The organism is Protofrankia sp. Cj3 (genome assembly GCF_917627355.1).
In the GTDB taxonomy this organism is placed as follows: domain Bacteria; phylum Actinomycetota; class Actinomycetes; order Frankiales; family Frankiaceae; genus Protofrankia.
Genome location: NZ_CAKJTR010000217.1, coordinates 1 through 5,135 on the forward strand (window position 1 = coordinate 1; position 5,135 = coordinate 5,135).

Here is a 5,135-nt window from a genome sequence, read left to right on the forward strand (position 1 = left end):
TTCCCACGAAGAAGCGACCGGACGTCATCGACGCCCTGGTCGTCATCGCGGCTGCTCTTCACGGTCCGGCCCAGATCCTCACCAGCGACCCAGGCGACATAGGTGCCTACACCGCCACACTCGACCACGCTGACATCGTCGTCGAACCGATCTGAGATGTTCCTCGCGATCCTGGGCTGACGCTCCGTCGTTACGAGCTGCCGGGCGACGGTTGCGCGGTCCCAGCACGGCTGGTACGCCGCCGAGGTCCCGGATGAGATCGCTGGTGATCCGGATGCCCTCCGCCTCGTCGCCACAGATCGCCACCGTTGGCGCCGGAGTGTCCTGACCACCGCTGGTGGGCCGGCGTGTCCACTGGCCAGCGGTGAAAAGATGAAATGCCTTCATGACCTGTGCCCCGGGGTCGCTGAAGCCCCCGGATCACTGATGGCTGACGGACTGCTCCTGGCCCAGCTGCCGGGCGTAGAGGCGGGCGTAGGCGCCCCCTGCCGCCAGCAGTTCGCTGTGCGTGCCCCGTTCGACAACCGTGCCCGCGTCCAGGACGTGGATGGCGTCGCGTCGACGATCGTCGACAGCCGGTGCGCGATCACCACCCGGGTGCGTCCGGTGCCCAGCCGGGACAGTGCCTCCTGCACCACGTTCTCGGTCAGCGAGTCCAGCTGTGACGTGGCCTCGTCCAGGACGAGCACGGGCGGGTCGGCGAGCAGGACCCGGGCAAGGGCGAGCCGTTGGCGTTCCCCGCCGGAGAGCTGATAGCCGCGGGCCCCGACCATCGTCTCGATGCCCCGCGGGAGTTTGTCCAGCCGCGGGCGCAGGCCGGCGTCGACCGCGGCGGTGGCCACCTCGTCGTCGCTTTTTCCTGAACCGGTCGTGGTCCTCGATCGGTCGTTGCCCTCATCCAGCCGCGGCCATTGTGGCCATGGTGGTGGTGGCCGCGGTCGGCTGGTCGAACTGCGTCCGGTACAGCTCCCCGTAACGTCCGCCGGCGCTGAGCAGGTCGGTATGGGTGCCACGCTCTACGACCCGTCCGTCCTCGATGACAAGGATGAGGTCGGCGGAGCGGATGGTGGACAGCCGGTGCGCGATCACCATCGCGGTCCGTCCGGTGAGTGCCTCGGCCAGGGCCGCCTGTACCGCGGCCTCCGAGGTGGAGTCCAGGTGCGCGGTGGCCTCGTCGAGGATCACTACTCGCGGCCGTGCCAGCAGGAGCCGGGCGATGGTCAGGCGTTGGCGTTCACCGCCGGAGAGGCGATACCCGCGTTCGCCGACGACGGTGTTCAACCCGTCGGGCAGGCTCTCGACGAGGTCGGCAAGCCTGGCCCGGCGCAGCGCGTCCCACAGCTCGTCCTCGGTCGCCTCGGGCAGTGCAAGCAGCAGGTTCGCGCGGATCGACTCGTGGAACAGGTGCCCGTCCTGTGTGACCATCCCGAGTGTCGCGCGGATGGATCCGGCGGTCAGGTCGCGGACGTCGATCCCGGCCAGGCGCACTGCGCCGGTGTCGACGTCGTAGAGCCGGGCCGTCAGCTGTGCGATCGTGGACTTTCCGGCGCCTGACGAGCCCACCAGCGCTACCAGCTGCCCGGGTTCGACCCGGAACGAGACGCCGTGCAGAATCTCGACACCGCCACGGGTGTCGAGGACGGCGACCTCCTCCAGCGATGCGAGCGAGACCTTGTCCGCGGGCGGGTAGCTGAAACTGACGTCGTCGAATTCCACTGACACCCCTCCCGCTGGCACGTGCCGCGCGTCCGCGCGGTCGGCGATCAGTGGTTCGAGGTCCAGAACCTCGAACACCCGTTCGAAGCTTACCAGAGCGCTCATGACTTCCACCCGGGCGCTGGCCAACGAGGTCAGCGGGGCGTAGAGCCGGGTGAGCAACAGCGCGAGCGCGACGACGGCGCCGGGTTCCAGCTGCCCACGCAGCGCGTAGAAACCGCCGAGCCCGTAGACGAGGGCAAGCGCCAGCGCCGAGACCAGGGTCAGCGCGGTGATGAACACCCACTGCACCATCGCCGAGCGGACCCCGATGTCGCGGACGCGCCGCGCCCGTACGGCGAACGCGGCGGACTCGTGGGCGGGCCGGCCGAACAGTTTCACCAGCGTCGCGCCGGGCGCGGAGAAACGCTCGGTCATCTGCGTGCTCATCATCGCGTTGTGGTTGGCCGCCTCGCGTTCGAGCCGGGCCAGCCGGCTGCCCATCCGCCGTGCAGGCACGACGAACAGCGGCAGCAACAGCAGCGCGAGCACGGTGATCTGCCAGGAAATTCTGATCATCACGGCGAGGGTGAGCAGGAGTGCGACGATGTTGCTGACCACGCCGGAGAGCGTGTTACTGAAGGCCCGTTGCGCGCCGATGACGTCGTTGTTCAACCGGCTGACCAGCGCGCCGGTACGGGTGCGGGTGAAGAATGCGATGGGCATCCGCTGCACGTGGTCGAACACGGCGGTGCGCAGGTCAAGGATCAGGCCCTCGCCGATAGTTGCCGACAGCCACCTGGACACCAGCCCGAGGCCGGCCTCGGCCACCGCGATGACGGCGATGAGCACCGCGAGCCCGACCACGACGTGGACGGCCGCGCCGCGCACGATCGCGTCGACGACCCGGCCGGCGAGTACCGGTGTCGCGACCGCCAGGACCGCCGTCACGACGCCGAGCAGCAGAAACCAGGTCAGCTGCCGGCGGCGCGGCCGGGCGAAACCGCCGATCCGCCGCAGGGTCGCCTTGGAGAAGGGGCGCCGTTCGTCCTGCGCGGTCATCGCCTTGTGCATCGACATCCACGCGGTGACTTCCATGCTCATGGAGTACCTCTGCTCATGGGTTACCTCTCGGTGGCGCAGGGTTGCTACCGGCATGCGGCGCCGGCCGTCGAGGGAAGGTTAGAGGTTCAAGCGAACTGCAGGTCAAGCGTGCCCGGAGCGACTTCACGGAGTTCAGCCGCGGAAGTAGAGCAGAAGTGGAAGGGAAGGTGGTCTCCAGCGGTCGGTGCACCGCCAGCCCCGCGTCGGGACCTGAGCAGGAGTTCACATCGGGTTGTTGGGGCAGGTCAGGGGTCTGCCCAATTGCGATCAAGCTTGCCGGACCCCTGCTCCACTGGTCACCGGCTACGCTCGCCGAGCGGTGCCCTGCCTGTATTCCGACATCGAGGTCGCGGCGCTGATGATAGCGGCGGGCACGCTGCGCTACCCGATGGCGGTCGCGACCTACCGGACGCTGATCGGCCTGCTAGCGGTCACCGGCCTGCGTATCGGGGAAGCCGCCCGCCTCGATGACACCGACTTCGACCTGCGGCTGCGGCTGGGGCTGGGGCTGGGGCTTGGGCTGCTGACCGTGCGCGTGAGCAAGAACGGCCGGTCCCGCCAGCTCCCGTTGCACCCGATGCCAACAAGATTGTCGATGACCGGTACGACGGGTGGCTCCGCGGTGAATACGGCAATGGGAGCTGAGCGATGAGGAGGGACGTGCCGTGGCGAGTACGTGGGAGCAGGTACGGGCCAAGCGGCCTCCAGACGAGGGCTGGGCGGCTGAGTACCGCGCACGCCTGGATGCTGAGGTACGCGCCTACCGGCTCAGGGAGATTCGTGAGGAGCAGGGTCTGACGCAGGCCGAGTTGGCCGAGCGGATGCATGTGAAGCAGCCATCGGTGTCCGAGCTGGAGCGCGGCGGGCTCGATCGGGCGGGGCTGGCCACGATCAGGGCCTACGTGGAGGCCCTGGGCGGGAAGATCGAGATTATTGCCGACTTTGGTGATCGTCGAGTGGTCCTCGGCTGACCTCGAGGATGCGGCGCGCTTGGCTGGACTCGAACCCCTAACCTCTTGATCCGTAATTTGCTCGGGATCTTCCGGGGACGTCCGCTGACGTCCATCCCGTCCGCTGGCCTGGCGGGGCCTGTCCATGGGTGGCCGTCGGCGTCCAGTCTCGTTCGCGGCCTTGGCTGTCAACTTGGCTGTCAGACGGGTAGCAGTTCGAAGCCGGGGCAGTGACGTGGCGTCACGGCCAGAAAGTGGCGGCGGTCGATGGTGGCCAGTTGCGCGATGTCGAGGCGTTCGGCGATCGCGATGACGTAGGCGTCGGTGATGCCGAGTGGGAACCCGGCGTACTGTTCCACCAGCTCGACAGCACGGTCGAAGTCCGGCTTTGTAGGCGTGACCATGGCCAGATCGCCGCTCTGAAAGGCTTTCAGGAACGTGATCTCGGCTCGGGCGCCGAGGTGCTTGGTCAGGTGGTAGCAGGTCTCGATCACGACCGGCGCCGGCACGAGGAGCGGTGGCGCTGTTGTCGCATCAGGGCGGCGCTCGCCTCGTGGTGCTTGTCCCGGCGGTCGAACGCGGCGTAGAGAGGACCGGTGTCCCACAGGATCACCGGATGTCAGCCCCAGGGCCGTCGTTGTCGAACAGCGCCTCGTCCACCCACTCGGACAGGTCGTCACGACCACTGTCGAATGCGCCGATGAAGGACGGTCCCGCCCACACCGCGCCCTGTGTCGCGGTCTCCTTGTCCAGGTCCGGGTTTGCTGCGACCAGGCGCAACAGCGCCCGTCGGGCATCCGCGGTGCGTTCCGGGGCAAGCCGGTCGACGAGGGCGTGCAGCTCAGAGTAGTGGTTGTGGGCCACGCTCATGGGTTCCAGCGTAGCCCTGTCCTGGAACTCGTGAGCCACATCTGATCCGCAGGAGTGGCCGGATAAGGCGCGGGGGGGGGAGCCCTGTAGCTGCTGGCGGGCTCAACGCGTCCGCCGTAACCACCTGGCCAGACGTCTCGGCGATGCCACCGGCCTCATCGACACGGAACATGACGAGAAGGCCGCGATAGTGATCACGCGTGTATGATCTTTCTCAATTGCAGTACAAACTGCAGTACTTGAGCCCTGGAAAGCCCAGAGCCCCGTGCCGTTTGATCGGTTGCGGGGCTCTGAGCCTGTCTCAACCAGACATCTGTGGGCGCCGCTTTGGATCTTCGGTGGTCACCTGATTAGGCAAAACCCCAGGCGGTGGGGTCCGGGGGGCGCCCCCCGGAGCAATATCGCGGGCCTCGGGGAGCTTCCCGGAGGGAAGCGGCCAGGGAATCCCGCGTCGCGTGCGCTCGGAGGGACTCGAACCCCCAACCTCTTGATCCGTAGTTTGATCTGGATCTTCCA

General features: G+C 67.7%; 5 protein-coding genes and 1 pseudogene. 2 read left to right on the plus strand and 4 right to left on the minus strand.

What is annotated here, in order from left to right; translation table 11 throughout:
• Positions 1 to 420 precede the first annotated feature (420 nt).
• Both MJ783_RS20550 and MJ783_RS20555 read right to left on the minus strand, forming a co-directional pair.
• Positions 421 to 848 (minus strand): annotated as a pseudogene (locus MJ783_RS20550) (ATP-binding cassette domain-containing protein); the annotation flags it as partial.
• Between the two features lie 46 nt (positions 849 to 894).
• A complete protein-coding gene (locus MJ783_RS20555) occupies positions 895 to 2,799 on the minus strand; it encodes an ABC transporter ATP-binding protein (protein ID WP_239312844.1) in 1,905 nt (634 codons plus the stop codon).
• 319 nt (positions 2,800 to 3,118) lie between these two features.
• On the opposite strand from MJ783_RS20555, the gene MJ783_RS20560 reads away from it, so the two are divergent.
• Positions 3,119 to 3,451, plus strand: a complete 333-nt coding sequence (locus MJ783_RS20560) for a hypothetical protein (protein WP_239312845.1) — start codon at positions 3,119 to 3,121, stop codon at positions 3,449 to 3,451.
• Between the two features lie 13 nt (positions 3,452 to 3,464).
• Positions 3,465 to 3,770: an XRE family transcriptional regulator gene (locus tag MJ783_RS20565; protein WP_239312848.1), complete on the plus strand. Its 306-nt coding sequence runs from the start codon at positions 3,465 to 3,467 to the stop codon at positions 3,768 to 3,770.
• 179 nt (positions 3,771 to 3,949) lie between these two features.
• Here MJ783_RS20565 and MJ783_RS23770 read toward each other — a convergent pair whose 3' ends face one another.
• Positions 3,950 to 4,435, minus strand: coding sequence for a type II toxin-antitoxin system VapC family toxin (locus MJ783_RS23770; protein ID WP_370651742.1), 486 nt, complete (start codon positions 4,433 to 4,435; stop codon positions 3,950 to 3,952).
• On the minus strand, positions 4,359 to 4,658 hold the full coding sequence (locus MJ783_RS20575; protein WP_239312853.1) for a hypothetical protein: 300 nt from the start codon (positions 4,656 to 4,658) through the stop codon (positions 4,359 to 4,361). The genes MJ783_RS23770 and MJ783_RS20575 overlap by 77 nt, the downstream gene beginning before the upstream one ends.
• Between the last annotated feature and the right edge of the window lie 477 nt (positions 4,659 to 5,135).

What these genes read in the sequence shown, in the direction of transcription:
- MJ783_RS20555 (WP_239312844.1), bottom strand. Translation starts at nt 2,799, where the DNA reads ATGAGCATGGAAGTCACCGCGTGGATGTCGATGCACAAGGCGATGACC.